Raw genomic sequence first — 24,838 nt, 5'->3', positions numbered from 1 at the left:
CCAGATGTGTTCGAAAGTGTGTTCGACATCGATCCGGCTGCCGGTGAGGCGGAGTTGCGGGCCGAAGTCGAGCGGTTCGAACGGCTCAAGGCGGCGGCGGCCGCGGCGCAGGCCCGAGCCACGGCGCTGTGGGCGGCCAAGCGGCGCGCGGCCGAGGCCGTCGCCGGGGTCCCGGCGGCGAAACGCGGACGGGGTCTGGCCGCAGAGGTAGGGCTGGCGCGCCGCGATTCGACCAAGAAGGGCGACCAGCACCTCGGTTTCGCCAAGGCACTGGTGCACGAGATGCCGTGCACCTTGGCCGCGCTCGAATGTGGGGCGCTGTCGGAATGGCGGGCGACCCTGATCGTGCGTGAATCGGCCTGCCTGAGTGTCGAACACCGCCGCGAGTTCGACACCGAGCTGTGTGCCGATGCGTCCCGGCTGGACGGCTGGGGCGACAAGCGCGTGGTGGCCGAGGCCAAAGCCATCGTCGTGAGGTTGGATGTCGAGGCGGTCCTCGCGCGGTCGGCCAAGGCCGCCAAGGACCGCTGCGTCACCATCCGCCCGGCGCCGGACACCATGACCTACGTGACCGCACTGCTACCCGTCGCTCAGGGTGTGGCGGTGTACGCCGCGCTGAAGCGTGCAGCCGACACCACTTTCGATGACCGGTCGCGCGGCCAGATCATGGCCGACACCCTGATCGAACGGGTGACCGGCCGACCGGCCGAACAACTGGTGCCGATGACCCTGAACCTGGTGCTGGCCGACACCACCCTGGCCGGCGATGACGACGCACCCGGGTGGCTCGCCGACTACGGACCCATTCCGGCCGGTTTTGCGCGGAGGATGACCGGTGATGCCGCCGCGGACGCCGCGGTGAAGACGATGTTGCGCAGGCTGTACCGCCACCCGCGAAGCGGGCAGCTGGTGGCCATGGAGTCACAGGCACGAATCTTCCCGAAGGGCCTGGCCACATTTCTGGAACTACGTGACCGGACCTGCCGCACACCGTATTGCGATGCGCCGATCCGTCACCACGACCATGCCCGCCCGGCGCATCGGGGTGGCCCCACGAGTGCTCTGAACGGGCTCGGCGAATGCGAGGCGTGCAACTATGCCAAGGACGCACCCGGCTGGTCGGTCACCACCGCCGACGCCGACGGCGTGCACACCGCCGAATTCCGCACGCCCACCGGCGCCGTCTACCGATCGACCGCCCCGCCGCTGCCGGGGCCGCCGATCAGGACGGTCAGCGTCATCGAGTGCGGGTTGAGTGTCGACATGGTCAGGTTCGACGCTGCGTGACGTACCACTCCAGCAAGTCCGGGTCGTCGACGGCGCTGCGTTCCACCACTTTCGCGGCGTCCGCCCCCTGGAACAGCTTCTTGATCGGCACCTCGAGCTTCTTGCCGGTGCGGGTGTGCGGGATACCCGGCGCCAGGATGATGTCATCGGGAACGTGGCGCGGGGAGACCTCGGTGCGAATGGTGTTCTTGACCTTCTCCCGCAGCGCGTCATCGAGTTCGACACCGTCGGCAAGCACCACGAACAGCGGCATCCAGTAACCACCGTCGGGCTGCTCGGCCCCGATCACCAGTGCCTCGGCGATCTCGGGCAGTCGTTCCACCGCCTGATAGATGTCGGCGCTGCCCATCCGGATACCGTGCCGGTTCAGGGTCGAGTCGGAGCGACCGTGCACGATGACGCTGCCGTGATCGGTGATGGTGATCCAGTCACCATGGCGCCAGACACCCGGGAACATCTCGAAATAGGCGTCGCGGTACCGTGATCCGTCCGGGTCATTCCAGAAGGCGACCGGCATGGACGGCAGCGGCTTGGTGACGACCAGCTCTCCCACCTCGCCACGCACCGGATTGCCCGACTCGTCCCAGGCGTCCAGTGCCACCCCGAGAAATGGGGCGGACAGCTCCCCCGGCCACACCGGCACCGTGCGCACGCCGCCGATGAAGGCCGACACCACGTCGGTGCCCCCGCTGATCGACGCGACCTGAACATGCTCACCGATGTTGTCGCGCATCCACAACGACGTCGAGGGCGGTAGCGATGACCCGGTGATCCCGACCGTCCGCAACGCGGACAGATCGTGCTCGGTCCGCGGGACTGCGCCCGCCTTCATGCAGCCGAGCACATATCCCGGGCTGGTACCGAGCACGGTCGCACCGACGTCGGCGGCCATGGCCCACAGTGCATCCGGCGCAGGGTAGGACGGACTGCCGTCGTAGCAGACGATGGTGGCGCCGACCAGCAACCCGGCGATCTGAAAGTTCCACATCATCCAGCTCGGGCTGGTGTACCAGAAGAAGGTGTCGCGCTCGCCGATATCACTCTGCAGGGCAACGGCCTTGAGGTGCTCCAGCAGCACTCCACCGTGACCGTGGATGATGCCCTTGGGCAGGCCGGTGGTGCCCGAGGAGAACAGGATCCACAGCGGATGGTCGAAAGCGACGGCGCTGGTGACCAGTTCACCGCCATTGGAAGTCACCGCGTCCCAGTCGAGATGGTCACTGGGCGTGGGAGCCAGCCGCGATACCGAGACGGTGGCGCGCAGCGTGGGCAGCCCGGCCCGCAGCGCGGCGACATCGGCGCTCTTGTCGTGGCTTTTGCCGCCGAACCGGTACCCGTCGGTGGTCACCAGCACCACCGGTTCGAGCTGACCGAGCCGATCCAGCGCCGCCTTGGCCGAATAGTCCTGACCACACGCACTCCACACCGCCCCGACCGCGGCGGTGCCCAGGAAGGCGATGACCGCTTCGGCGATATTGGGCAGATAGCCGACCACCCGGTCACCGGCGCCCACGCCGAGATCGGTCAGCGACTTGGCGAATCCCGCTGTGCGGCTCAGGAGTTCGGTCCAGGACAGCTCTACGGTCGGGGTGTCTTCACCTGCACACAGGATCGCGGGACGGTCGGCGCGGGACTGCCGGACCACCTGGTCGACGAAGTTGAGCCGCGCGCCGGGGAACCACCGTGCGCCGGGCATGTCGGTGTTGGCCAGTACCTCACCGGGCACCTCACCGAGCCCGAAGTACTCCCACAGCGCGCCCCAGAAGGCCGCCGGCTCATCCACCGACCATTGCCACAGCGCGTGATACTCGGCCGGGGCCCCGGCGAACCGGGCGAAATCGGTGACCCGGGCCTCGGCGACATCGGCGGCGGTGGGCTCCCACTGCGGCGCGGCGCTCACCGGGCGCTCCACCCGCCGTCCATCGTGTACGACGCGCCGGTCACCATGCCGGCCTGCTCGGAGGCCAGCCAGCACACCAGCGAGGCCACCTCCGCGGGTTCCACCAGTCGTTTGATGGCGCTCTCCTTCAGCAGGATCTGTTCGACGACCTGCTGCTCGTCGATACCGTGGGTGCGTGCCTGATCGGCGATCTGCTTGTCCACCAGCGCAGTTCGCACATATCCGGGGTTGACGCAGTTGCTGGTCACTCCGTGCGGGCCGCCCTCCAGGGCGGTCACCTTGGACAGTCCCTCCAGTGCATGCTTGGCGGTCACGTAGGCGACCTTATATTCCGATGCCCGCAGTCCGTGCACCGATGACACATTGATGATCCGGCCGAAGCCCGCGTCATACATGTGCGGCAGCGCGGCCCGGATGAGCAGGAACGGTACCTCGGTCATCAACGCCAGCAGCATGCGGAACGCCTCCGGCGGGAACTCGGTGATGGGAGCGACGCGTTGCACTCCGGCGTTGTTCACCAGGATGTCGGTCTGCAGCACCACGTCCTGCAGGGCGTGCACATCGAGGAGGTCGACCGCCCATGCGGTGCCGCCGATCTCGTCGGCCAGTGCGCCGGCCCCGTCGCCGTCCAGGTCGGCCACGGTGACATGCGCACCGCGGGCTGCCAGTTCGCGTGCACATGCCGCGCCGATGCCGCTGGCGCCGCCGGTGACCAGGGCGGTCTTACCGGAGAGCTCACTCATGCACGCGCCTCGGCGATGTCCCGCGCGTCGGCGTCGTCCAGGGTCCGCAGGTCGATGCCGTTGGTCTCCCGGGTGAAGAGCACCGCGACCAGAGTGATGGCGCAGGCGATGGCCAGGTAGATCGAGATCGGCACCGGGGAGTCGTAGATGTCGAGCAACTTCACCGCGATCAGCGGCGCGAGCGAGCCCGCCACGATGGAGGTCACCTGATAGCCGAGGGACACCCCGGAGTAGCGCATCCGGGTCGGGAACATCTCGGACATGATGGCCGGCTGCGGCGCGTACATGAGCGCGTGGATCATCAGGCCGAGGGTGATCGCGGCGGTGATGACGACGTAGTTGCCGCTGTTCATCATCGGGAAGGCGAAGAAGCCCCAGGTGCCGCCCAGCACCGCGCCCACCATGTACACCGGGCGCCGGCCGAAGCGGTCGGCCAGGTAGCCCACCACCGGTACCACGGCGAAGTGCACCGCGTGTGCGAACAGCAGGTACCACAGGATGGAACTGGTGTCCGCGCCCACCGACACCTTCAGGTAGGTGATGGAGAACGTGACCACCAGGTAGTACATGATGTTCTCGCCGAATCGCAGACCCATCGCGGTGAACACACCACGCGGGTAGCGCTTGAGCACCTCGACGACGCTGAACGAGGTGGCCTTGATCTGCTCGGCCTCCTGTTGTGCCGCAACGAAGATCGGTGCGTCGGTGACCTTGGTGCGGATGTAGTAGCCGACCAGGACGACCACCGCGGACAGCCAGAACGCCACCCGCCAGCCCCAGGACAGGAAGGCCGCTTCCGACAGTGTCGCGGTGAGCACCAGCAGCACGACGGTGGCGAGCATGTTGCCCACCGGCACTCCGGCCTGCGGCCAGCTGGCCCAGAATCCGCGCCGGTTGTTCGGGCTGTGCTCGGCGACCAGCAGGATCGCGCCACCCCATTCACCGCCGACGGCGAAACCCTGGATGAAGCGCAGCATCACCAGCAGTCCCGGCGCCCAGTAGCCGATCTGCCCGAATGTCGGCAGGCAGCCCATCAGGAAGGTGGCGGCGCCGACGAGCAGCAGGGAGAACTGCAGCAGCTTCTTGCGACCGAACTTGTCGCCGTAGTGGCCGAACACGATGCCGCCGAGCGGGCGTGCCACGAAGCCCACCGCGTAGGTCGCGAAGGCCAGGAAGATCGCGTTGAGCTCACTGGTCGTCTCGGAGAAGAACACCTTGCTGAACACCAGCGTCGCCGCGGTGCCGTACAGGAAGAACTCGTACCACTCCACGACCGTGCCGGCCATGGATGCGGTGACGACGCGTTTCAAGCCGGAGGTCTGAGCGGAATTGTGATCGGCAGCACACATACGGGTGAGTATTCATGCACGTCAAGATCGAAACAATGCTCAGATCTGCAGCACCTGTCTGCAAAAATGCAGATATGGGACTGCCGAGTGCCGACGATCTGCTCATCCTGCTGGCCGTCGGACGCACCGGTCGCTACATCAGCGCCGCCGAAGCGCTCGGCGTCAACCACACCACCATCTCGCGCCGCATCGCCGCCCTCGAGCAGGCCATCGGCACCAGGGTGCTGACCCGGGTGGGCGCGGGCTGGGAACTCACCGACCGTGGTCGCGAGGTGCTGGCCGCCGCCGAAGCGGTCGAGGCCGCGGTCCACTCGCTGGGTGGCGCCGCGGGCCAACCGCGTCCGCTCGAGGGTGTCGTGCGCATCTCGGCGACCGACGGTTTCAGCGCCTATATCGCCAGCCCCGCGGCGGCGGATGTGCAACGCAGCCATCCCGGGGTGTCGGTGGAGATCGTCGCCGCGATCCGGCGGGCCAGCCAGCAACGCTCCAGCGTCGATATCGAAGTAGTGGTCGGCGAGCCGACCGTGCACCGGGCGCAGGCGATCCGGCTGGGCGACTACTGCCTGGGCCTGTACGGCTCGGCGGGATACCTGGCCGAACATGGCACGCCCACCGGACTCGATGAACTGAGCGAGCACCCGCTGGTCTACTTCATCGACTCCATGCTGCAGGTCGATGATCTCGACCATGCCACCGGCTTCGCCCCGAACATGCGGCAGTCGGTGTCCTCGACCAACGTCTTCGTCCACGTCGAGGCGACCCGCGCGGCGGCGGGACTGGGGCTGTTGCCGTGTTTCATGGCCGACCGGCATGACGATCTGATCCGGGTGCTTCCCGAGACCGTCGCGGTGGCGCTGACCTATTGGCTGGTGACCCGCGCCGAGACGCTGCGCAGGCCCGAAGTCGCGGCCATCATCGACGCGATCCGGGATCGGATGCGCGCTGACCGTAATGCCCTGCTCGGCAGGCCGACCTGAATATCGTGAGGCCATGCCGTTCCTGCAGACCGACACCGCCCGCGCCTACTACCGGCACTGGCCGGCCGCCGAACCCCGGGCCGCCGTCGTGTTCCTGCACGGTTTCGGCGAGCACACCGGGCTGTACCACCGCTACGGATTCACGCTCAATGCCGCGGGGATCGATCTGTGGGCCGTCGACCAGCTGGGCCATGGGCTCAGCCCGGGGCGCCGTGGAGATTTCGGCACCCTGGCGGACAGCTCGGCACTGGCCGAGGCGCTCACCGTCATCGTCGAGCAACAGCGGCCCGGCCTGCCGCTGATCGCCGCCGGCCACTCATTTGGTTCCGTCGTCACCGCGTTGCGGTTGGTGGAGCAGCCGGCACGCTACCGCGCGGGCATCATCTCCGGGGCTCCGCTGGCCCCGGTCGCCGACCTGCTGGACGTGGACACCTCGTTGGATCTGGATCCGTCCTGGCTGTCCGGTGACCCGTTCTATCTCGACGCGCTGGAGAACGATCCGCTGGCTTTCGTCGAGGCGGACAGCGCGCCGCTCACCCGCGCGCTGGATGCCGCCTGGGACCGTTTCGGTTCCGAGCTCCCGACGCTCACGGTGCCGACGTTGGCGGTGCACGGCGTCGGCGATCCCATTGCGCCAGTGGGACCGGTGCGGGCCTATGCCGAACAGATCGACGCCCTGCAGATCGCCGAATTCCCCGCCGCCAAACACGACATCCTCAACGAAACAGTGCACCGAGATGTCGCCACGACCGTCATTGCCTTCATCGCGGCGACGCTGGGATGGCATTCTGTTCGCGATGGCACTCGGGCTGAATAAAGACACCAAGCGCACACTGGTCAAACTGCTGGCGGCGATCGCGCTCATTGCGGTCATCCTCGGCGGTTTCGCGGCGTGCCTGTTCACCGTCCGCTCCGACGACGCGGCGACGGAGACAACTTCCGGACCGGCGCTCCAGGGCAGCTTCAAGGTCGACATCGGCCCGACCGCCACACCGGACGGCAAGCCGGTGGCCGGCACCGCCCGCACCGAGACCTGGGTGGCCCGCTCGACGTGCCGCGGCACCGAATGCGTTGCGACGGTGTCGGTGGTCGATCCGAAGAACCCGTCCGGCCCACCGGCGCTCACGATGGTGTTCGACTACGTCGACGGTGACTGGCTGAGCGTGCGCGAGGCACCCGACAAGTGCAAGGTCGGCGATGCCGAGGTCGATGTCACCGGCTGGTCGATCATCTCGCTGCGGCCCCGGCTCGACGGGTCGATGTCCGGTGAGTACACCTGGGCGACCGCACCGGCCCTGTGCGCCAGCAAGCGTGCCGTCAACCTGTCGCCCACCAGTGGAGCAGGCACCGGCACCGAGGCGGCGGATCCGGCGAAGGAGCCGCCGCTGCGAGCCTCTCCCGGCGCGGCGCTGTGGGGCACCTACACCTATACCCAGACCTATCCGGCCACCGGCGAGGTCTTCCCGCCGCACGACTACCGTGCCACCACCCACTGCCTTCGTACCGGTGAGCGGTGCGTGACGTTGATGTCGACCATCGACACCAACAACCTGTTCGTCATGCAGTACGGCGACCGCCGCTTCACCGCGAGCTTCCCCGAGGGTGACGCGCAGTGCACCGACGGAATCGGCAAGGTGCGCCAGTCATCCCGCGATGAACTACCACTGCCGCAGGGACCGCAGAACCCGATCCAGACGCTGACCGGAAAGTCGTTCCAGGACTACACCGGAGACTGCCCGGCCCAGGTGGAACTGGACGTCCGGATCCAGCGCACCGGCGATTAGCGCCCGCGGTCTCCAGCACCCCGGGCGGGCGAAGCGACGGGATTACAGCGCCCCGGGCGAGCGAAGCGACGGGATTACAGCGCCCCGGGCGAGCGAAGCGACGGGATTACAGCCAGGTGTCCGAGGTGGTCGCGGTGAGGAAGGCGTCCAGGTCGTCGCGCCACTGGGCCGGGGTGTTCTTGTCCGGTTCGATACCGGTGTATTCGCCCCGGTAGAACAGCAGCGGTCGCGGCTTGAGAGCGGGCGGCTCCGACATCGACTGCACCGCACCGAACACCACGAAGTGATCGCCGCCGTCGTGCACCGAGGCCACCGTGCAGTCGATGTGGGCCAGGCTGCCCTCGATCACCGGCGATCCGAGTTCCGAAGGGCTCCAGTCGATCCCGGCGAACTTGTCCGGAGCCTTGGACCCGAACTGCGCCGAGACGTGCTGCTGGTTCTCGTGCAGCATGTTGACGCAGAACTTCCCGCTGGCCTCGATGGCCTGCCAGGCCCGCGACTGTTTGGTCGGGCAGAACAACACCAGCGGCGGATCCAGCGACAACGCGGCGAAGGACTGGCAGGCGAACCCGATCGGGGTCGCCTCATGCACGGTGGTGATCACCGTGACACCGGTGCAGAACTGCCCGAGCACATGCCGGAACGTGCGCGGATCGATGGTCGCAGAACTCATGACTACTTGAAGCCGACGCTGAAGTCGTGGCCCCACAGGCTGACCGCGGTGCTCTCCCGGGCCACCCAGCTATGGTCCTCGACTTCGAGTCCCTCACAACCGAACTCGATATCGAAGCCGCCGGGGGTCTTGATGTAGAAGGACAGCATTTTGTCGTTGGTGTGTCTGCCCAGGGTCGCCGACATCTTCACCTTGCGGCGCAGCGCACGGTCCAGGCAGAGACCGACATCGTCGGATTCCTCGACCTCGACCATCAGATGGACGATGCCGGTCGGGTTGGGCATCGGCATGAAGGCCAGCGCATGATGGCGCGGGTTGCACCCGTAGAAACGCAACCAGATCGGATCGCCATCGGCCGGGCGGCCCGCCAGCTGCGGCGGCAGGCTCATCGAATCCCGCAATCGGAAGCCGAGCACGTCTTGGTAGAACGCCTGTGCCGCAGCATCATCGTCACAGGTGAGCACCACGTGCCCCAGTCCCTGCTCGGCGGTGACGAACTTGTGGCCGTACGGGCTGACGAACCGGCGGCCCAGATACTGGGCGCCGTGGAAGGCCTCCAGCACGTTGCCCGCCGGGTCGGTGAAACGGATCAGGCCCTCGACGCGCCGTTCGGATTTCTCCTCGCGGGTGCCCTCGGTGAAATCGACGCCCGCCTTGGACAGCGTCTCGCGCAGCGCCTGCAGCGCCGGCGCATCGGCGACCTCCCAGCCCGAGATCAGCAGCCGGTCCTGCTCGCCGGGCACGATGACCAGCCGGGCCGCCATCTCGTCCATCCGCAGGTACAGCGCACCCGGGGTGGAGCCGTCGCCTTCGACCATGCCGAGTACCTTGAGCGCGAACTCGCGCCACGCCGCTACGTCGGTGGCTTCGATGCGCATGTATCCAAGAGCCTTGATGCTCATCGCTGTGCCTTCCTAGCTGAGGAAATCGGTGGTGAGCTTGTTGAACTCGTCGAACTTCTCGACCTGGGCCCAGTGTCCACACTGACCGAAGACGTGCAACTGCACGCGCGGAATCTGCTTGACCGCGACCAGCGCACCATCGAGCGGATTGACCCGGTCCTCACGGCCCCAGATCAACAGCACCGGCTGGCGCAGTTTGAACACCTCGCGCCACATCATGCCGAGCTCGAAGTCCGGTCCCGCGAACGATTTACCCATCGCCCGGGTGGCGGCCAGCGATTCCGGGGTGCTGGCGATCGCGAAGCGCTCGTCGACGAGTTCCGGGGTGACCAGCTTCTGGTCGAAAACCATGATGCGGATGAAGGCTTCGAGGTTCTCCCGAGTCGGCTCGTAGTTGAACTTGGCGAGCGCCTTGACACCCTCGGTCGGGTCGGGCGCGAACAGGTTGACGCTCAGTCCGCCGGGGCCCATCAGGACGAGCTTGCCGGCCCGGTCCGGGTAGTCGAGCGCGAACCGCACCGCGGTACCGCCGCCGAGCGAGTTGCCCAGCAGCGGAACCCGACCTTGCACACCCAGGCGGTCGAGCAGACCGAGCACCGCCTTGGCGCTGTACCGGTTGTATTGCTCGTGCTCGGTGTGCTTGTCGGACAGTCCGTATCCGGGCTGGTCGATCGCGATGACGTGGAACTTCTCGGCGAGCACGGCGATGTTGCGGCCGAAGTTCGACCAACTCGATGCGCCCGGCCCGCCGCCGTGCAACAGCACGATGGTCTGCGCGGTCGGGTCGCCCGCCTCGTGGTAGTGCAAGCGCATGGCCAGCTGGCCGGCCTGCACATCCGCGTAGCGGGAGGTGGATTCGAAGGTAATTTCTTGCGTTGCTGTCACTGTCAGACCATCGTGTCCGCGGGCGGCAGGCCGAATTCGTTGTTACCGAAGATCAGGTAGGCGCGCTCGGGCTCGTTGGCGGCATGCACCCGGCCGGCGTGGGCATCACGCCAGAACCGCTGCAGCGGAGCGCCGGTCACCAGTGCGGTGGCGCCGGCCGACTCGAACAGCAGGTCGATCGAGGCGATGGAGCGGGCCGTGGCACGCACCTGGTCGCGACGGGCGCGGGCGCGCAGATCGAACGGAATCTCCTTGCCCGCCTGCAACAACGCGTACTCGTCGCCGACGTTGCCGATCAGCTGGCGCCAGGCGGCGTCGATATCGCTGGCCGCCTCGGCGATGCGGACCTTGGCGAACGGGTCGTCCTTGGACTTCTCGCCGGCGAAGGCCGCACGCACCCGCTTGCCCTGATGCTCGACATGGGCGGCGTAGGCGCCGTAGGCCATACCGACGATCGGTGCGGAGATGGTGGTGGGATGCATGGTGCCCCACGGCATCTTGTAGACCGGCGCGGTGTTGTTCTCGTATCCGCCCGCGGTGCCGTCGTTCATCGCCTTGTAGGACAGGAAGCGGTGCGAGGGCACGAACACGTCCTTGACGACGACGGTGTTGCTGCCGGTCCCCTTCAGGCCGACGACATGCCACACATCGTCGATGGTGTATTCGGTGCGCGGGATCAGGAAGCTGCCGAAGTCGACCGGGCGCCCGTCCTTGATCACCGGGCCGCCGAGGAATGCCCAGGTGGCGTGCTCGCTACCGGAGGACCACTGCCAGGCGCCGCTCACCAGGTAGCCACCGTCGACGACGGTGCCCGCGCCCATCGGCGCGTACGACGAGGACACCCGCACCGTCGGATCCTCGCCCCACACCTCGTCCTGGGCCCGCTGATCGAACAGCGCGAGGTGCCAGTTGTGCACACCGATGATCGAACTGATCCAGCCGGTGGAACCGCAGGCGCTCGCCAGCCTGCGGACCGCCTCGTAGAAGTTCGTCGGGTCGGCCTGCAGACCGCCCCACTGCTCGGGCTGGAGCAGTTTGAAGAAGCCGACCTCGTCGAGTTCGTTGATGGTTTCGTAGGACACCTGGCGCCGATCTTCGGCGGCCTGGGCCCGTTCACGCAGCTTGGGCAACAGATCATCGATGCCGGCGAGCACCGCCTGCACGTCACGCTGTTCAATAGACGTCACTGAATTGCCTCCCGGATCGAGATCAAGCACTGGACAAAGATTAGAACACGTTACGATTTGTGTCGAGTAGCGTGCCGAATCATCGGCTGGACCTGCACATGTTCAGTTTTGTAACATGTTCTAGTTATGAGGGAAATGAGGGCAGGCCTGTGACGGATGAGCCGCTCGGCAGCCATGTGCTGGAACTGCAGGTGACCGAGGTCGTCGAGGAGACCGCCGACGCCCGCTCGCTGGTGTTCACGATTCCGGACGGGAGTGACATTCCCGCAGACCGGCTTCGCTACGCACCCGGCCAGTTCCTGACGCTACGGGTGCCCAGCGAGCGGACCGGATCGGTGGCCCGCTGCTACTCGCTGTCGAGTGCGCCGACCATCGACGAACACCTCACCGTCACCGTCAAGCGAACCGCCGACGGCTACGCCTCGAACTGGTTGTGCGACAACGCCCACGCCGGGATGCGGATGCATGTGCTGGCCCCGTCGGGCACCTTCGTGCCCAAGAACCTGAACACCGATCTGCTGTTGCTGGCCGCCGGAAGCGGGATCACGCCGATGATGGCGATCTGCAAATCGGCACTCGCCGAGGGCAGCGGAAAGATCGTGCTGGTCTACGCCAACCGCGACGAGAACTCGGTGATCTTCGCCGCCGCGCTGCGGGAGCTCGCGGCCGCACACCCGGACCGGTTGACGGTCATCCACTGGCTGGAGACCGTGCAGGGCCTGCCCAGCACCGACGCGCTGGCCACCCTGCTACGCCCGTTCGCCGCGCACGAGGCGTTCATCTGCGGGCCCGGCCCGTTCATGGCGGCCGCCGAGGCCGCGTTGAAGACCGTCGACGCGAGACACATCCACATCGAGGTCTTCAAGTCCCTGGACTCCGATCCCTTCGCCGAGGTCGTCATCGAGATCGACGAGGACGACGACCGCGGGCCGGCGCAGGCCATCGTCGAACTCGACGGCACCACCCATGAGATCGAGTGGCCGCGCAAGGCAAAGCTGCTCGACGTCCTGCTCAACAAGGGACTCGACGCCCCCTTCTCCTGCCGCGAGGGCCACTGCGGAGCCTGCGCGGTGCTGATGCGCAAGGGCGATGTGGACATGGAGATCAATGACGTGCTCGAACCGTCCGATCTCGACGAGGGGCTGATCCTGGCGTGCCAGGCGCTGCCCGCGTCGGATTCGGTGGAAGTCACCTACGACGAATAGCGCCCGGGCTAACATTCGCCCGGACCGGGAGGAACTGCCGTGAAGAGGATTCTTGGAGTGGCCGCGGCCGTCTGCGCCACCGCCGCGCTGACCGGTCCGGCTGTCGCGGGGGCCGCGACCAACACCGGTATGTCGTCGATACCGGCGCCGGGCGGCACGCTCGAACTGCACGCCACCGCCGACTGCGTGCAGGCGCAGGGACGGTGCTTCTTCAACACGCAGATGAACCTGCTCACCCCGCAGGGCCCCATCGGCTTTCCCCAGGAATTCTGGGCCCGCCAGACCATCACCCTGCGCAGCACCGACCGCAGCGTGTGGCAAGAAGTGAGCTACAGCGCGCCGACGGGCGCGCCGCCGGAAACCAAGGGCGCCAACATCAACAACGTCCTGTCCCGATCCTTCAAGGCCGTCAGCGGTAACGAGATCTCGGTCACCTACTTCGGCGGCGGGCCCCTCGAACGCTTCCGCACCGACGGCGTCGCCGTGCAAACCGACTGGGCCACCGGCAAACCCACCACCGAAGCCGGCTTCATCGTGTGTTCGAACGTGCAGGTCGTCTACTCCGGGGTGAACTTCACCACCCCGGCGGCGTGCGCGCAGACCACCTTCAGCTGACCCACGGCGGCGACATGGCACCCACCGACCGGTTCCGTGCCCGCAAGCAGCCCCGACAGCGGCGTTCCGCCCAGACCCGCCGCGACATCCTCGACGCGGCGGCACGCGTCTTCAGCGAGCACGGCTACGCCGCCGGCACCACGAACCGCATCGCGGCGGCGGCGGGTGTGTCCATCGGCTCGCTGTACCAGTACTTTCCGAACAAGGACGCCATCCTCGCCGCGCTGAGCGACGCTCACATCGACGCCGGCACCACGCTGCTGGCCGACCGGCTGCGCGACGGTCTACCCGAGGCGCTCGACGATCTGGTGCGGCTGTTCGTGCGGGCCGCCATCGACAATCACCGCGAGGACCCCGCGCTGCACCGGGTGTTGTTCGAGGAGGCACCCCGTTCGGCGGCGCTGCTGGCCCGGCTGCGCGATACCGAGGCGCGTGGTGTCGCGGCTGTCACCGAACTGCTGCGCCGCCACCCCGACGTCCGGGTCGGCGACCCGGAATTCGCGGCCCGGCTGACCATCGCCACGGTCGAATCGCTGGTGCACCGGCTCATCGGGGCGCCAGTGGACACCGCCCAGCTGGAGGACGAGGTGGTGCGACTGCTGACGGGTTACCTGACCGTCAGCGCGGCAGTCCCAGCAGCCGCTCCCCCGCCAGCGTGAGCAGGATCTGCTCGGTGCCGCCGGCAATGGACAGGCAGCGGGTGTTCAGGAAGTAGCGCACGTCCGGGGAATCGACGATGCCCGCACCGTCCAGGAAGTCCATCACCGTCTCGGCCAGGCCCTGGCGGTAGCGCACCCCGATCAGCTTGCGCACGCTCGACGGCGCACCCGGATCGTTTCCACCGACCGCCAACCGCGCGATCAACTGGTCCAGCAGCGAACCGACTTGTGCGGCAATGATCAACGTGCCCAGCCGATCGGCCTCCGCGCCGTCGAGCGCCCGGTCGCCGATCACGTCGAGCAGGTGCTCCATGCTCTTGTCCAGCGCCCCGCCGGTGGCGATCGCGACGCGCTCGTTGGCCAGGGTGGTGCGGGCCAGCGGCCATCCACCGTCGACCTCGCCGACCACCAACTCGTCGGGCACGAACAGGTCGTCGAAGAACACCTCGTTGAAGAGCGCCTCTCCGGTGATCTCACGTAGCGGGCGGATGTCGATACCGGGCGAGTTCATCTCGACCAGGAAGTAGGTGATGCCCTTGTGTTTCGGCACATCGGGGTTGGTGCGGGCCAGGCAGATGCCCCAGTTCGCGCGGTGCGCGTTCGAGGTCCACACCTTCTGCCCGGTCAGACTCCAACCAGCCCTGCCATCCCGTTCGGTGCGAACGGCCTTGGTGCGCAGCGCAGCGAGGTCCGACCCGGCGCCGGGCTCGGAGAACAGCTGGCACCAGTACACGTCGCCGGTGAGGGTGCCGGGGATGAACCGGTCGATCAGTTCCGGGGTGCCCGCCGCCAGGATGGTCGGCGCGGCCCACCAGCCGATCGAGATGTCCGGGCGCGCCACCCCGGCCGCATTCAGTTCCTCGTCGATGACCAGTTGCTCGGCGGGCGTCGCGTCCCGGCCGTAGGGCTTGGGCCAGTGCGGCGCCAGCAGCCCCGACTCGGCCAGTGCACGCTGGCGCTCCTCTTCGGGCAGCTCGGCGATCTTCGCTGCGGCAGCGGCGATCTCGGAACGAAAGAGGTCCGCGTCGACGATGCTGTCTTCGATGTCCACGTGCAGTTGCCTGCGCACACCGGCACGGGTCAGTTCCACGGTGCGGCGCAGCCACCGGGACTGCCCGCCCAGGAACTGCGCGACGGCGTAGGCCCGGCGCATGTACAGGTGCGCGTCGTGCTCCCAGGTGATGCCGATACCGCCGAGCACCTGGATGCAGTCCCTGGCGTTCTTCTTGGCGGCGTCGATGCCGATGGACGCGGCGACCGCGGCGGCGATCGACAGCTGGTCGCCGTCATCACCGGAAGCAGCAGCCGCGGCGTCGGCGGCCGCGACGGCGGCCTGCTGGCTGCGCAGCAGCATCTCGGCGCACATGTGCTTGACGGCCTGGAAGCTGCCGATCGGCTTCCCGAACTGCTCGCGCACCTTGGCGTACTCATTGGCGGTGTCCAGGAGCCAGCGGGCCAGCCCGGCCGCCTCGGCCGCCAGCACCGTGGCGACCAGATCGGTGACCCGCTGCCCGGAGGCGCCAAGCACCTGGGCGGGGGCGCCGGCGAGCACCACCCGGGCCAACGGCCGGGAAAAGTCGGTGGCCTCCAACGGTTCGACCGTGACGCCCTCGGCGGCGCCGTCGACCAGCAACCAATTGTCAACTGGACTGATCCCCGAGTCGCTGCGCTCCTGCCCGCCGGAGGCGGGCAGCACGAAGACGCCGGCCGGGTCCGCGCCCAGGACGAACGCCGCGGTCCCCGTCGCGGTGCCCGCATCGAAGGTGATATCGGACGCCAGGGCGATACCCGCGCTGCGCTCGCCGCCGGCCAGCGCCTCCAGCACGGCGGGATCGTCGACCACCAGGGTGGCCAGCGCGGTGGTGGCCAGCGGACCGGGTACCAGGGCGGCCGCGGCCTCGTCGACCATGGCCAGCAGATCGCCGATGGTGCTACCCGCCCCGCCGAACTCCTCGGGGACCGCCACACCGAATGCCCCTAGTTGGGCGAAGGCGCTGTATGGGGCCCGCCAGGCATCGGGGTCACCGAGCTCCACATTGCGGGTCGCCTCGATCGCTCCGGAGCTCCCGGCCCAGCTACGGACCAGCTCACGGGCCGCAATCTCATCGGATGTGTCGGCCTGCACTGACAACACGGACACCGGCGACTCCTAGCCATTGGGTGAGAAGACTCCGCTTCCCACTAGAACGTGTTCTAATAGTGCCAGCGTGCGGACGTCAAGTCGACCACGGCCACGGCCGCGACGCGCCGTTGTGATCTCCGAGCGGGGAGGTGAGCGATCAACAGTCGGCATGCGTATCGTTTTCCCCTTAAGCGCATCACGAAGGAGTTGTCCGCCACATGTCGTCGCCTGCACAACCCGGATCGGGTTCTGACTCACCCCGTCAGGTGATGGCTGTGGCCGTTCTCTCCGAATCCGAGCTCGGCTCCGAAGCGCAGCGCGAACGCCGCAAGCGCATCCTGGACGCCACCCTGGCCATCGCCTCCAAGGGCGGCTACGAGGCCGTCCAGATGCGGGCCGTCGCCGAACGCGCCGATGTCGCCGTCGGGACCCTGTACCGCTACTTCCCGTCCAAGGTGCACTTGCTGGTGTCCGCACTGGGCCGGGAGTTCGAACGCATCGACGCCAAGACCGACCGCGCCACCCTGACCGGCGGCACCCCGTACGAGCGGCTCAACATCATGGTGGGCAGGCTGAACCGGTCGATGCAGCGCAACCCGCTGCTCACCGAGGCCATGACCCGTGCGTTCGTCTTCGCCGACGCGTCGGCCGCCGGCGAGGTCGATCATGTCGGCAAGCTGATGGATTCCATGTTCGCGCGCGCGATGAGCGAGGGCGAACCCACCGAGGACCAGTACCACATCGCCCGCGTCATCTCCGATGTGTGGCTGTCCAACCTGCTGGCCTGGCTGACGCGGCGCGCCTCGGCCACCGACGTGGCCAAGCGGCTCGACCTGGCGGTCCGGCTGCTCATCGGCGACGGAGAACAACCTAAGGTGTGAGGGGTGCTTGACCCCGATCTGCAGTGCGCCCTCACCGCCGCTGCGGCCACCCCGCGCCTGCTGGTCACCTCCGATTTCGACGGCACCCTCGCGCCGATCGTGAACAACCCCGCCGATGCCCGGCCGCTGCCGGCGGCCGCCGCCGCGCTCGAAGCACTGGCCGCCCTGCCCGATACCGCCGCGGCCCTGATCTCCGGGCGGGCGCTGGGCGTGCTGCGCGAGCTGTCCGGGATGTCGGCTGCGGTGCAGGCGGTAGGTAGCCACGGCGCCGAATTCGAGACCGGCGGGCCGGAGCGAAGCGACTCGGGGAATGTGTCCGGATTCGCCCACGAGATCGACACCGCACTGCTGGCCCGAATCATCGATGAGCTCAACGCCATTGCCGCCGGCCGTCCCGGGGTGACCGTCGAGACCAAACCCGCCAGCGTGGCGCTGCATGTGCGCAACGCGTCGGACTCCGACGGTGCGGCCGCACTCGCCCTGGCCACCGCGGCCGCCGAATCCTGGGACGCCCACACCACCGCGGGGAAGGCGGTGCTGGAGTTCGCGGTGATCGTGACCGACAAGGGCGAGGCCATCGAGATCCTGCGGAACCGTTGTGCGGCAACGGCAGTGGTCTTCCTCGGCGATGACGTCACCGACGAGAAGGCGTTCCGGCGGATGCGCGACGGCGATGTCGGCATCAAGATCGGGCCCGGTGACACCCTGGCCGGCTACCGGGTCGACACCCCCGCCGATGTGGCGGCGGTGCTGCAGTACCTGGCCGATGCCCGATTGCCAGATCAGCAAGACTGATTGCCGATCGGCCCGCCGGCCGCGCATCCTGGACCCATGACCGAGATGCCGACACACGCCCTGTTCGACGAGTGGGACGAGCGCTACAACTCCTTCCTGGATCAGCTACCGGAACTGCGCCCCAACCCCGTCGTGATCACCGAGATCGCCGGACGCCCAACGGGTTCGGCACTCGATATCGGTTGTGGCATGGGCGCCGACGCGGTGTGGCTGGCCGGCCAGGGCTGGGATGTCACTGCCCTCGACGTCTCCCAGGTGGCCCTGGACCGGGCCGCCGCGGCCGCGGATCAGGCGGGTGTCACGGTGACCTGGATCCGGTCCCGACTGGAGGACCTGGACGTGCCCGAAGGCGGTTTCGACCTCGTCACCGCGCACTACCCCGCGCTGCTGCACTCCCCCGGGCGGGACGCCGAACGGGCCCTGCTGGCCGCCGTCGCGCCGGGCGGTCTCCTGCTGGTGGTCCACCATGCCGATATCGACGTCGAGCTGGCCAAATCGCACGGATTCGATCCGGCCGTCTATCTGTTGCACGACGATGTGGTCGCCCTGCTCGGCGCGGACTGGGATGTCACCGTCGACCGCGGACGCCTGCGGGACGTGCCGGCCGGACCGGACGGGCAGCACACCCACGATGACGTGGTGCTGGCCCGGCGCACACGCTAGGCCGGTGGACCGGAGGTCCGCCCCCGTACTATCTCGGTGGGCAGCACCTCGATGACCGGCAGACCCGAGCGCGGCGGGTTGTGCAGCAGATCGCCCGCGCGCCGGCCCTTCTCCATGCTCGGCTGGATGACCGTCGTCAAACCACGCGCCAGCGCCTCGGGAACGCCGTCGAAACCGGTCACCGTGAGCTGCCCCGGCACGAAGATGCCGTGCGCCCGTAGGTAGTCCATGGCCGAGACCGCCAGCACGTCGGCGGTGCACATGAGCGCGGTGATGCGCGGATTGGCGGCCAGTGCCACCTCCGCTGCCGCACCACCGGACTGCGGCAGATGTTCATAGCTCTCGACCACGGTCACCGATGCCGGATCGAGTCCGGCCGCACTCATCGCGTCGTACACCCCGTGCACCCGCTCACGTTGGACATGGAAATGCGGCGAGTCGAGCCGCTGCGGGTCAGCGACCATGGGTTTGGTGCTCGGATGCGGCCATTCCCGCCCCAACCGCATCGTCAACAGGCCGATCTCACGATGGCCAAGTCCCACAACATGTTCAGCCAGCTCGCGCATCGCCGCACGATCATCGATGCAGACCCGCGACGCACCGGGGACATCCCCGGGTTGATCGACGACCACCATCGGCAGCTGGCGTTGCAGCAGAACCGGCAGGTAGGGGTCGTCATCGGAGGCCGAGTAGACCACGAATCCGTCGACACCCGCCGAGAGCACGGCCGCCGATCCGTCGTCGACGCTGCGGTTGGGGCCGGCCGCGACCAGCAGCAGACCCTGCCCGGCCTCCTCACACGATTCGGCAAGTCCGGCAACAAAATCCAGGGCTGCCGGATCGCTGAACGCATAGTTCAGCGGCTCGGTGATCATCAGGCCCACCGCACCGGCCTTGCGGGTGCGCAGCGAACGCGCCACCGGGTCCGGGCCCGGGTAACCCAAATCCTTTGCCGCGGCGAGCACCCGCTCGCGCAGATCGGCCGACAACTGATCCGGCCGGTTGTAGGCATTGGAGATGGTGGTGCGCGACACGTTGAGTTCGGCAGCCAACGATGCCAGCGTCGCGCGCCTGCGCGGCGCCGGACTTCTGGACATGCCTGTTGAGGCTAGCGGACGACGGCACCGATCCGGTTACCCGACCACACCGCGAGCCAGATAACGCACGCAATGGTGACGATGACGAAGCTCGGCGGCATGTTGAAAACTGCCGACACCGCCAGGCCCGCCCACACCGAGAGCAGGCTGATCACCGTCGAGATCGCCATCGCGGCCAACGGTCGCGCGGTCAGCATGATCGCGGTCGCGGCCGGCGTGACGACGAGAGCGAACAGCAGCAGGGTACCGACGGCCTGCACGGCCATCGTCACGGACAGTCCGAGCAGTGCCATGAAGACGACCGACAGGGCTCGTACCGGCACGCCCTTGGCCTCGGCAACCTGAGCGTTGACCGAGGCGAACAGCAAGGGGCGGTAGACGATTGCGACGGTCGCGGCGATCACCAACAGCAGAGCGGCGAATGTCAGCAGCTGCTGATGGGTGATCGCCAGCAGATTGCCGAACAGCACGTTGGTCAGCGTGGACGAGTTCTTGCTGGCCAGCGAGTTGAAGAACAGCCCGAACCCGGTCGCCAGCGCCAACACCGTGCCGGTGGTGACCTCGCGGTCACCGGCGCGCTTGCCCATCGCCCCGATCACCAGCGCTCCGCCGATACAAAACACGCCCAGTCCGAGCACCACCGGAAGGCCGAGCAACGCAGCACCGGTTGCCCCCGGCAGGCCGATGTGGGCCAGTGCGTGTGCCGCGAACGCGGTGTTGCGCACGATGATGAAATAGCCGATCAGCCCGGCAGCCAGGGCGACCAGAGTCCCACCGATCAAGGCGTTGCGCATGAACGCCGAGGTCAGGATCTGCCACCAGTTCTCCTGATAGCCGAGCGCGAGATAGACCTGCGCGGTGCCGCCCGGCATCTACCCGCTCCTCATGTACAGCTGGCCCTGCAGGGTATTGGCGACCTGGATTGTGGTGCCGTAGAGGTGGGTCAGCAGATCGGCGTCGACGACCTCATCGATGGCGGCGTGATGGGCGTGCCCGTCGAGCAGGTACACCGCACTGTCCAGCACCGACAGCAGCGGATTCAGATCATGGGCGACAACGAGAATGGTCACGTCGTATTCGGACTTCAGCCGGGACAGCAGCGCGACGATCTCGTGCTGGTTACGCAGGTCGAGCGCGGCGAGCGGCTCGTCGAGGATGAGCAGCCGCGGACGGGACACCAGGGCATTGGCCAGGGCGATGCGTTGGCGCTGGCCGCCGGACAGCTCGGACACCCGCCGGTCGGCGAACTCGTCGGCCTCGACGGCCCGCAACGCCTCGTCGACGCGGGCCCGGTCGGCCGCGGTGGCACGGTGCACCCCCCACCGGCGGCCGGTGAGCCCGAGCATCACGGCGTCACGCGCCCGGATCGCCTCGCCGGCACCGGCCACATAATCCTGCGGCACGTACCCGATGGCATCGTTGTTCGCCCCGGGCCGCCCGCCGAGCACCTGCACCGTGCCCGATGCCACCGGCAGCAGGCCGAGGACCACCTGCAGCAGCGTCGACTTGCCCGAGCCGTTCGATCCGATCACCGCCACGATGCCGCCGGCGGGGATCGCGAAGGTGCCTTCCGACCAGATCAGCCGGCCGCCGCGGACGACGCTGACATCGTCGAAGACAAGCGCGTTATCGGACACCGAGAGCCTCGGCAAGGGCGGTGAGTTGGTCCACCTGCCAAGCCTCGAACGTCGGCGCGCCCGGCGCAGGAGTTTCGGTGACATCGACCACCGGAACCCCGGCGGACTCGGCGGCGGCGCGCAGCTGTTGGGGCACCGAGCCCTCGGTCTGGGTGTTGTAGATCAGCACGTCGACGCCGCGATCCGACAGCAGCCGCAGGAATGCGTCGAGGTCGGCCGGCGAGGGATCGGACTCGTTCGACGAAGCCACCTGGTAGCCCGGCGGGGTGCGGTTGGCCAGCCCGAGTTCGGCGGCCATATCGTCGAACAGGCTCTCGGTGGCGGCGTAGCTCTTGCCGGTTGCGCCGGCCTTGATCTCGGCGATGAGATCACGGTAGGGCTGCATCGCCGCAGTGAACTCGGTGTTGCGGGCGCTGAAGTATTCGCCTGCGGCCGGGGCGAGTTCGGTCAGTTTCGCGGTGACGGCCTCGGCCACATCGGTGACCGCGACCGGGCTGTACCAGGCGTGCGGGTTGGCGCCATCGCCGTGCCCTTCATGGCCGGGCTCCTCATGCCCCTCGTGATCGTGACCCTCGTGATCCCCGGTGAGGATTGCCATCGCATCCACGACCGGCGCGTCCGGGGCGGTGCTCTCGGCGAGCTTGGCGGCCCATTCGTCATAGTGGCCGCCGTTGATCACGACCAACTGGGCACCCTCGAAGGCCGCCGCATCCGAGGGAGTCGGTTCGAAATCGTGCGGGTCGACCGAGGAGCCGGACAGCACCGTGGTCACGTCGGCGCACGCCCCGGCGAGTGCCGACACGATCTTGCCCCATTGGTCGACGCTGACCACGACCTCGACGGGCTCGGTCGGGCAGTCCCCGGCCTGGGCCGCGGTCGACGCCGGAGCCGTGTCATCGCTCGTCCCGCAGGCGCTGAGAGCGAACGGAACGGCCAGGAGCAGGCCCGCGGCCAGCGCGCGGGACGACACAGATGTGATCACGCCGATAACGATAACCGTTTGCATTAATTAACGCCGCATCGGAGGATGCTTTATTGATAATCATTTTCAATAAGGAGCATCATGACAGCCCCCGCCCTACTTCCCGTCACCGTGCTGTCCGGCTTTCTCGGAGCGGGCAAGACCACGCTGCTGAACCACATTCTCACCAACCGCGAGGGCCGCCGCGTGGCGGTCATCGTCAACGATATGAGCGAGATCAACATCGACGCCGCCCTGATCGCCGGACAGGGACACCTCGAACGCACCGACGAGAAGCTCGTCGAACTCACCAACGGCTGCATCTGCTGCACCCTGCGTGAGGACCTGGTGGAGGCGGTCGGCACGCTGGCCCGGCAGAACCGGTTCGACCAGCTGGTCATCGAGTCGACCGGGATCTCCGAGCCGATGCCGGTGGCGGCCACCTTCGAGTGGGAGTTCGAGGACGGCTTCCAGCTGGGACAGCTCGCCACATTGGACACCATGGTCACGGTGGTGGACGCCTCGACCTTCCTGGCCGAGATCGCCAGAGGCGAATCCCTTGCCGACCGGGACCTTTCCGCGGGTGAGGGTGACGCTCGCAGCATCGCCGATCTGCTCACCGATCAGGTCGAGTTCGCGGATGTGTTGCTGCTCAACAAGACCGACCTGGTGAGCCCGTCCCAACTCGGCACGGTCGAAACCCTGTTGCGCCGGCTCAACCCCACCGCGAAGCTCATCAGGACCGATCACGGTGTCGTCGAGATCGGTGAGGTACTGGGCACCGGACTGTTCGATCCGATCGCCGCGGCGCAATCGCCGGGCTGGGACGAGGAGATTGCCGACGGTCACACACCGGAGACCGAGGAGTACGGCATCAGCTCGATGACCTTCCGGTCCGACCGGCCTTTCCACCCCCAGCGTCTCGCCGACGCACTCGCCCAGACCACCAGAGTGCTGCGCAGTAAGGGGTTCTGCTGGATCGCCAGCCGCCCCACGATCGCCGCCATCTGGTCACAGGCCGGGCCGAACCTGGTGATCGAACCGGCCCAGTACTGGTCGAATACCGAGATCACCCCCGGCCAGGAGATCGTCTTCATCGGCGTGAAACTGGACCGCGACAAGGTTCACCGCCTCTTGGACGAGGCGATCCTGACCGACGACGAAGTCGCCGAAGGGGAACGGGCCTGGCTGACCTACGCCGACCCGCTCCCCGCCTGGGGTGTGACCCAACAACATTCACACTGACAGGAGAACCGGCCGAAGGCGCTGCCTCCGGCCGGTTCCCGAGCAGTCTCAGTGATCGTGGCCGACCGCGCCACTCAGCTCATTGGGGGTCTGCTCCAGCGTCACCGATTCGGTCACCGTGCCGGCAGCCAGATCCACCAGGTGGATCTGCTTGGTCGCCGGGTCACTCACATAGACCGCGTCCTCACGGGTGAACACCGCCGGGGCCGGCTGCTGCCAGTCGTCGGGTTCGGTCCACGGCCCGGTCACCTCGATCGACGTGACCAGGTCGCCGGTCACCGGATCGAAGACGTGCAGCCTGCCGTCGGTCCCCAGGATGAGGGCCTCGGCCTGCGGCCCACGCCCCAGCGAACGGAACCAGTAGCTCACCCCCTCGGGGAGCGGGACCACCTTCAGCTGGTCGGTGGTGGTGTCGATGAGCGAGAACTGGTTGGGCCGCTCCATCTCGGCATCGGCGTCGACCTTCATGTCACCCAGCACCACGGGCGAGTCCTCATGGCCACGGGTGTTGCCGATCCGGCCGTACGGGGTCGGGCTGGCGATCTTGGTGAATTCACCGTTCGCATAGGTGAGGACACCGTTCTCGCAGCCGATGACGACGACCTCGTCGGCGGCCACCGTCTCGCCGTGCACGCCCGGGCATTCCTCGTTGCGGGCGATCTCGCGGTCGCCTTCGAGCGCCACGGCCCCGACCCGGGTGTCCGGGTTGCCGAGCGAGTGGACAAGTGTGCCGTCGGTAAGGATCACCGCAACGCCGTGATGCGGTTCGGGGGTCTTCCAGTTCCGGGTCTCGGGCATGCCGCCGGCCTCCAGCGCGTGCGGATCGAAGGCGGTGATCTCGCCGGTGCCGTCGGCGAACAGCACGGTGTTCTCGCCGTGCGGGGTGACGTGGCCCGCCTCCGCGCCCGGGAACGTGTCGTCGGTCAGCGTGCCACCGGCGGCGTCCAGAATGCGCCAGCCATCGGTGGTGGTGACCAGGAGGTGGCCGTGATCACCGGCGGGATTGATCCGCAGGAATCCATCGAGCGGTATGTCCTGCTTGACCTCGAGGGTCTCGCCGTCGAGGACATACAGTCCGCCGTCGTAGGTGGTCACCAGCGGCTCGGCGATCGGCGCACTCGGCACCGCCGAGGCGGTACCCGAGGTCTCGGAAGTTCCTGTGCTGTCGGAGCTTTCGGTGCCCGACGAACATGCCGCCAGCGCCGCCGCCGTGAACGTCACGGCTCCGACGCGGTACAACCACCGCGGATTGGACATGATTGTTGCTCCTT

The 24,838-nt window shown here is 67.7% G+C and carries 24 protein-coding genes; 11 read left to right on the top strand and 13 right to left on the bottom strand.

The window, feature by feature from the left end:
* The first annotated feature begins 6 nt into the window (after window positions 1-6).
* A complete protein-coding gene (locus EXE63_RS18715; protein WP_168143145.1) occupies window positions 7-1,287 on the top strand; it encodes a 13E12 repeat family protein in 1,281 nt (426 codons plus the stop codon).
* On the opposite strand, the gene EXE63_RS18710 is transcribed toward EXE63_RS18715, so the two are convergent.
* The 3 genes from EXE63_RS18710 to EXE63_RS18700 are packed head-to-tail and all read right to left on the bottom strand — an operon-like array spanning window position 1,268 to window position 5,279.
* Window positions 1,268-3,187, bottom strand: a complete 1,920-nt coding sequence (locus tag EXE63_RS18710; protein WP_234904183.1) for an acetoacetate--CoA ligase — start codon at window positions 3,185-3,187, stop codon at window positions 1,268-1,270. The two genes, EXE63_RS18715 and EXE63_RS18710, sit on opposite strands and share 20 nt — an antisense overlap.
* Window positions 3,184-3,930: a 3-hydroxybutyrate dehydrogenase gene (locus EXE63_RS18705; protein ID WP_168143143.1), complete on the bottom strand. Its 747-nt coding sequence runs from the start codon at window positions 3,928-3,930 to the stop codon at window positions 3,184-3,186. The genes EXE63_RS18710 and EXE63_RS18705 overlap by 4 nt, the downstream gene beginning before the upstream one ends.
* Window positions 3,927-5,279, bottom strand: coding sequence for an MFS transporter (locus EXE63_RS18700; protein ID WP_168143142.1), 1,353 nt, complete (start codon window positions 5,277-5,279; stop codon window positions 3,927-3,929). The genes EXE63_RS18705 and EXE63_RS18700 overlap by 4 nt, the downstream gene beginning before the upstream one ends.
* A 74-nt stretch (window positions 5,280-5,353) precedes the next feature.
* Between EXE63_RS18700 and EXE63_RS18695 the strand changes: the two genes are divergently transcribed.
* The 3 genes from EXE63_RS18695 to EXE63_RS18685 are packed head-to-tail and all read left to right on the top strand — an operon-like array spanning window position 5,354 to window position 8,040.
* Complete coding sequence (locus EXE63_RS18695) at window positions 5,354-6,256, top strand: LysR family transcriptional regulator (RefSeq protein WP_209999753.1); 903 nt, start codon at window positions 5,354-5,356, stop codon at window positions 6,254-6,256.
* Window positions 6,257-6,269: 13 nt separating this feature from the next.
* Entirely contained in the window at window positions 6,270-7,073 is an 804-nt protein-coding gene (locus EXE63_RS18690) for an alpha/beta fold hydrolase (protein WP_168143140.1), read from the top strand.
* Complete coding sequence (locus EXE63_RS18685) at window positions 7,054-8,040, top strand: Rv2253/PknI dimerization domain-containing protein (RefSeq protein WP_168143139.1); 987 nt, start codon at window positions 7,054-7,056, stop codon at window positions 8,038-8,040. Before EXE63_RS18690 ends, EXE63_RS18685 begins: the two co-directional genes overlap by 20 nt.
* Window positions 8,041-8,146: 106 nt before the next feature.
* On the opposite strand, the gene hsaB is transcribed toward EXE63_RS18685, so the two are convergent.
* The 4 genes from hsaB to hsaA are packed head-to-tail and all read right to left on the bottom strand — an operon-like array spanning window position 8,147 to window position 11,687.
* A complete protein-coding gene (gene hsaB, locus EXE63_RS18680) occupies window positions 8,147-8,713 on the bottom strand; it encodes a 3-hydroxy-9,10-secoandrosta-1,3,5(10)-triene-9,17-dione monooxygenase reductase subunit (protein WP_168143138.1) in 567 nt (188 codons plus the stop codon).
* A gap of 2 nt (window positions 8,714-8,715) precedes the next feature.
* Complete coding sequence (hsaC, locus tag EXE63_RS18675; RefSeq protein ID WP_105365779.1) at window positions 8,716-9,615, bottom strand: iron-dependent extradiol dioxygenase HsaC; 900 nt, start codon at window positions 9,613-9,615, stop codon at window positions 8,716-8,718.
* Between the two features lie 12 nt (window positions 9,616-9,627).
* Window positions 9,628-10,500 (bottom strand): 4,5:9,10-diseco-3-hydroxy-5,9,17-trioxoandrosta-1(10),2-diene-4-oate hydrolase, encoded by an 873-nt coding sequence (gene hsaD / locus EXE63_RS18670; protein ID WP_168143137.1) that lies wholly within the window; start codon window positions 10,498-10,500, stop codon window positions 9,628-9,630.
* A gap of 2 nt (window positions 10,501-10,502) precedes the next feature.
* The gene (gene hsaA, locus EXE63_RS18665) at window positions 10,503-11,687 is read right to left on the bottom strand and encodes a 3-hydroxy-9,10-secoandrosta-1,3,5(10)-triene-9,17-dione monooxygenase oxygenase subunit (protein WP_168143136.1); all 1,185 of its coding nucleotides are present in this window, start codon (window positions 11,685-11,687) and stop codon (window positions 10,503-10,505) included.
* A 149-nt stretch (window positions 11,688-11,836) separates the two neighbouring features.
* Here hsaA and EXE63_RS18660 point away from each other — a divergent pair, with 149 nt between their 5' ends.
* Genes EXE63_RS18660 through EXE63_RS18650 form a run of 3 tightly spaced genes read left to right on the top strand, consistent with a single transcriptional unit; the run spans window position 11,837 to window position 14,166 of the window.
* Window positions 11,837-12,892: a ferredoxin--NADP reductase gene (locus EXE63_RS18660; RefSeq protein WP_168143135.1), complete on the top strand. Its 1,056-nt coding sequence runs from the start codon at window positions 11,837-11,839 to the stop codon at window positions 12,890-12,892.
* 39 nt (window positions 12,893-12,931) lie between these two features.
* Window positions 12,932-13,507, top strand: a complete 576-nt coding sequence (locus tag EXE63_RS18655; protein ID WP_168143134.1) for a hypothetical protein — start codon at window positions 12,932-12,934, stop codon at window positions 13,505-13,507.
* Between the two features lie 14 nt (window positions 13,508-13,521).
* A complete protein-coding gene (locus EXE63_RS18650) occupies window positions 13,522-14,166 on the top strand; it encodes a TetR/AcrR family transcriptional regulator (RefSeq protein ID WP_168145652.1) in 645 nt (214 codons plus the stop codon).
* On the opposite strand, the gene EXE63_RS18645 is transcribed toward EXE63_RS18650, so the two are convergent.
* The gene (locus tag EXE63_RS18645; protein WP_209999739.1) at window positions 14,126-16,306 is read right to left on the bottom strand and encodes an acyl-CoA dehydrogenase family protein; all 2,181 of its coding nucleotides are present in this window, start codon (window positions 16,304-16,306) and stop codon (window positions 14,126-14,128) included. The genes EXE63_RS18650 and EXE63_RS18645 overlap by 41 nt on opposite strands.
* A gap of 200 nt (window positions 16,307-16,506) precedes the next feature.
* Between EXE63_RS18645 and kstR the strand changes: the two genes are divergently transcribed.
* The 3 genes from kstR to EXE63_RS18630 are packed head-to-tail and all read left to right on the top strand — an operon-like array spanning window position 16,507 to window position 18,627.
* Window positions 16,507-17,169: a cholesterol catabolism transcriptional regulator KstR gene (kstR, locus tag EXE63_RS18640; RefSeq protein ID WP_105365785.1), complete on the top strand. Its 663-nt coding sequence runs from the start codon at window positions 16,507-16,509 to the stop codon at window positions 17,167-17,169.
* Between the two features lie 3 nt (window positions 17,170-17,172).
* On the top strand, window positions 17,173-17,964 hold the full coding sequence (gene otsB, locus EXE63_RS18635; protein WP_168143133.1) for a trehalose-phosphatase: 792 nt from the start codon (window positions 17,173-17,175) through the stop codon (window positions 17,962-17,964).
* Between the two features lie 36 nt (window positions 17,965-18,000).
* Entirely contained in the window at window positions 18,001-18,627 is a 627-nt protein-coding gene (locus tag EXE63_RS18630; protein ID WP_168143132.1) for a class I SAM-dependent methyltransferase, read from the top strand.
* On the opposite strand, the gene EXE63_RS18625 is transcribed toward EXE63_RS18630, so the two are convergent.
* Genes EXE63_RS18625 through EXE63_RS18610 form a run of 4 tightly spaced genes read right to left on the bottom strand, consistent with a single transcriptional unit; the run spans window position 18,624 to window position 22,367 of the window.
* A complete protein-coding gene (locus EXE63_RS18625; RefSeq protein ID WP_168143131.1) occupies window positions 18,624-19,724 on the bottom strand; it encodes an Rv3575c family transcriptional regulator in 1,101 nt (366 codons plus the stop codon). The two genes, EXE63_RS18630 and EXE63_RS18625, sit on opposite strands and share 4 nt — an antisense overlap.
* An 11-nt stretch (window positions 19,725-19,735) precedes the next feature.
* Window positions 19,736-20,596: a metal ABC transporter permease gene (locus tag EXE63_RS18620; protein WP_168143130.1), complete on the bottom strand. Its 861-nt coding sequence runs from the start codon at window positions 20,594-20,596 to the stop codon at window positions 19,736-19,738.
* Entirely contained in the window at window positions 20,597-21,361 is a 765-nt protein-coding gene (locus tag EXE63_RS18615; protein ID WP_234904182.1) for a metal ABC transporter ATP-binding protein, read from the bottom strand.
* Window positions 21,351-22,367 carry a metal ABC transporter solute-binding protein, Zn/Mn family gene (locus tag EXE63_RS18610; RefSeq protein WP_168143128.1) on the bottom strand — a complete coding sequence of 339 codons (1,017 nt, stop codon included), beginning with the start codon at window positions 22,365-22,367 and terminating at the stop codon, window positions 21,351-21,353. Before EXE63_RS18610 ends, EXE63_RS18615 begins: the two co-directional genes overlap by 11 nt.
* A 57-nt stretch (window positions 22,368-22,424) precedes the next feature.
* Here EXE63_RS18610 and EXE63_RS18605 point away from each other — a divergent pair, with 57 nt between their 5' ends.
* Window positions 22,425-23,567: a GTP-binding protein gene (locus tag EXE63_RS18605; protein ID WP_168143127.1), complete on the top strand. Its 1,143-nt coding sequence runs from the start codon at window positions 22,425-22,427 to the stop codon at window positions 23,565-23,567.
* A 48-nt stretch (window positions 23,568-23,615) separates the two neighbouring features.
* On the opposite strand, the gene aztD is transcribed toward EXE63_RS18605, so the two are convergent.
* Window positions 23,616-24,824 carry a zinc metallochaperone AztD gene (gene aztD, locus EXE63_RS18600; protein WP_168143126.1) on the bottom strand — a complete coding sequence of 403 codons (1,209 nt, stop codon included), beginning with the start codon at window positions 24,822-24,824 and terminating at the stop codon, window positions 23,616-23,618.
* Window positions 24,825-24,838 lie beyond the last annotated feature (14 nt).

It is taken from the genome of Mycolicibacterium frederiksbergense (assembly GCF_012223425.1).
GTDB classification, from domain to species: Bacteria; Actinomycetota; Actinomycetes; order Mycobacteriales; family Mycobacteriaceae; genus Mycobacterium; species Mycobacterium frederiksbergense.
Note: the sequence above shows the minus strand (reverse complement) of the source record. Positions and strands in the feature narration are given on the sequence as shown.

Bases quoted from the DNA above. Each gene is read 5' to 3' on its own strand.
- aztD (WP_168143126.1), bottom strand. From the start codon at position 24,824: ATGTCCAATCCGCGGTGGTTGTACCGCGTCGGAGCCGTGACGTTCACG.
- EXE63_RS18625 (WP_168143131.1), bottom strand. From the start codon at position 19,724: ATGTCCAGAAGTCCGGCGCCGCGCAGGCGCGCGACGCTGGCATCGTTG.
- EXE63_RS18620 (WP_168143130.1), bottom strand. From the start codon at position 20,596: ATGCCGGGCGGCACCGCGCAGGTCTATCTCGCGCTCGGCTATCAGGAG.
- EXE63_RS18605 (WP_168143127.1), top strand. From the start codon at position 22,425: ATGACAGCCCCCGCCCTACTTCCCGTCACCGTGCTGTCCGGCTTTCTC.
- EXE63_RS18610 (WP_168143128.1), bottom strand. From the start codon at position 22,367: ATGCAAACGGTTATCGTTATCGGCGTGATCACATCTGTGTCGTCCCGC.
- EXE63_RS18630 (WP_168143132.1), top strand. From the start codon at position 18,001: ATGACCGAGATGCCGACACACGCCCTGTTCGACGAGTGGGACGAGCGC.
- EXE63_RS18685 (WP_168143139.1), top strand. From the start codon at position 7,054: ATGGCACTCGGGCTGAATAAAGACACCAAGCGCACACTGGTCAAACTG.
- EXE63_RS18700 (WP_168143142.1), bottom strand. From the start codon at position 5,279: ATGTGTGCTGCCGATCACAATTCCGCTCAGACCTCCGGCTTGAAACGC.
- EXE63_RS18695 (WP_209999753.1), top strand. From the start codon at position 5,354: ATGGGACTGCCGAGTGCCGACGATCTGCTCATCCTGCTGGCCGTCGGA.
- hsaC (WP_105365779.1), bottom strand. From the start codon at position 9,615: ATGAGCATCAAGGCTCTTGGATACATGCGCATCGAAGCCACCGACGTA.
- kstR (WP_105365785.1), top strand. From the start codon at position 16,507: ATGTCGTCGCCTGCACAACCCGGATCGGGTTCTGACTCACCCCGTCAG.
- hsaB (WP_168143138.1), bottom strand. From the start codon at position 8,713: ATGAGTTCTGCGACCATCGATCCGCGCACGTTCCGGCATGTGCTCGGG.
- EXE63_RS18650 (WP_168145652.1), top strand. From the start codon at position 13,522: ATGGCACCCACCGACCGGTTCCGTGCCCGCAAGCAGCCCCGACAGCGG.
- EXE63_RS18690 (WP_168143140.1), top strand. From the start codon at position 6,270: ATGCCGTTCCTGCAGACCGACACCGCCCGCGCCTACTACCGGCACTGG.
- EXE63_RS18705 (WP_168143143.1), bottom strand. From the start codon at position 3,930: ATGAGTGAGCTCTCCGGTAAGACCGCCCTGGTCACCGGCGGCGCCAGC.